This window comes from Streptomyces sp. NPDC127092 (genome assembly GCF_042722475.1).
Lineage (GTDB): Bacteria > Actinomycetota > Actinomycetes > Streptomycetales > Streptomycetaceae > Streptomyces.
The window spans coordinates 1-1,501 of sequence record NZ_JBHXFE010000209.1 but is presented as its reverse complement, the minus strand read 5'-3'; the positions used below and the strand labels follow the sequence as shown (position 1 = coordinate 1,501).

Here is a 1,501-nt window from a genome sequence, read left to right as displayed (position 1 = left end):
GGTCAGCCGGGTCAGCCGGCGATCTTGGCGCCCGCCCAATCGGCGAAGGTCTTGTCCTCGCCGTCGAGGGCCCAGTTCTTCCCGTCCACGAACACGGTGGGGGTGCCGGCCACGCCGGCGACGCGCGCCTGGCGGGTGGTGTGCTCGACCGCGGAGCGGAACGTGCCGTCCTCGACGCAGGAGGCGATGTCCGCGCCGTGCTCCTGCGCGAGCTGCGTGATCGCCGCGTTGTCCAGGCCCTTGCCCCGGTGCTCGTCGTAGGTGGCGAACAGGGCGGCCACGAAGCCGTTGTAGGCCTCGGGCTTCTGGTCCGCCACGCAGTACGCGGCGTTGGCGGCGCGGGCCGAGTAGTTCTGGTTGTTCGGGGCGCTCAGGTAGTCCACCATCCGGTACTCGACCGTGGCCTCGCCCTGTTCGAGCCACTGCTCGATCTGGTCCGCGTTGGAGGTCTCGAAGTCCGCGCAGTGCACGCAGTTGAAGTCCGCGTAGAGCACGATCCGCGTCGGCTCGCCGTCCGCCCGGGCCTCGGTGTCCGGCAGGGTCTCGGGCTGGGAGCTCGCGGACTGCTTCGGCACCTCGATCCTCGAGGGGTCGACCTCGCGTTCTCCCGCGCCCTCCGCCAGGCCCGTGGCCGAGGTCAACTCGATGCCGCCCTGCTCGTTCGTCACGGCGGGGATGGGGCCGGCGGCCGCGGCGTCGTCGCCGTTGCGGTTGAGCACGAACGCGACGACGAGGCCGATCACGAGCACCGCCGCGAGGACCGAGCCCCAGATGACGCCGGTGCGGCGGCGGCGGTCCTTCCTGCGCTGCTCCTCCTGGATCTGGCGGGCACGCGCACGGGCGTCCTTCGCCGAGGTGTGCGAGCCTGACGTGTTCCGGGCCAAGGGTCCTCCTCGTGGGGCAGTCGGTCCGGGTCGAGCACCGGAGCCGGCGGGCAGCGGGCGCGCCGCGCCAGGCGAGCATAGCGGCCCTGTCTGGAAGGATCGTGACCATGGACACCGTCGAGACCCCCTCCCCCGTCGATCGACTGACCATCACGGGGGCCCCCTCGGGGGACGCCTCCGAGGACCCGGCGACGTCGCTACTCGCCCTGCCCTGGGCGCTCCCCCTCGAGACGTGGCCGCGTGAGGTGCTGGCGGCTCTGCCGCGGGGCATCTCCCGTCACGTGGTGCGCTTCGCCCGCATGGGCGGGGGCATCGTGGCGGTGAAGGAGACCACGGAGGAGCTCGCATCGAGCGCCGCACCCTCGTGCGGCTCATGGACGCGCTGGCGACCCTGCTCGTGGAGCTGCACCTCGAGGGGTTCTTCTGGGGTGACGTCTCCCTGTCCAACGTCCTGTTCCGGCGCGACGCGGGCGGGTTCGCCGCCCACCTGGTGGACGCCGAGACCGGCGAGCTCCGGCAGCGCCTGTCCACCGGGCAGCGCGAGCACGACCTGGACGTGGCCGCCTTGAACGTGGGCGGCGAGCTGCTGGACCTGCAGGCCAGCGGGCTGCTGGACC

1 protein-coding gene and 1 pseudogene are annotated in these 1,501 nt (G+C 72.5%); one reads left to right on the top strand and one right to left on the bottom strand.

All coding sequences use genetic code 11. The annotated features are described in order from the left end of the window. Window positions 1-11 precede the first annotated feature (11 nt). A complete protein-coding gene (locus ACFWJO_RS38950; RefSeq protein ID WP_386872951.1) occupies window positions 12-884 on the bottom strand; it encodes a DsbA family protein in 873 nt (290 codons plus the stop codon). Between the two features lie 107 nt (window positions 885-991). On the opposite strand from ACFWJO_RS38950, the pseudogene ACFWJO_RS38945 reads away from it, so the two are divergent. Further along, window positions 992-1,501 (top strand): annotated as a pseudogene (locus ACFWJO_RS38945) (hypothetical protein); the annotation flags it as partial.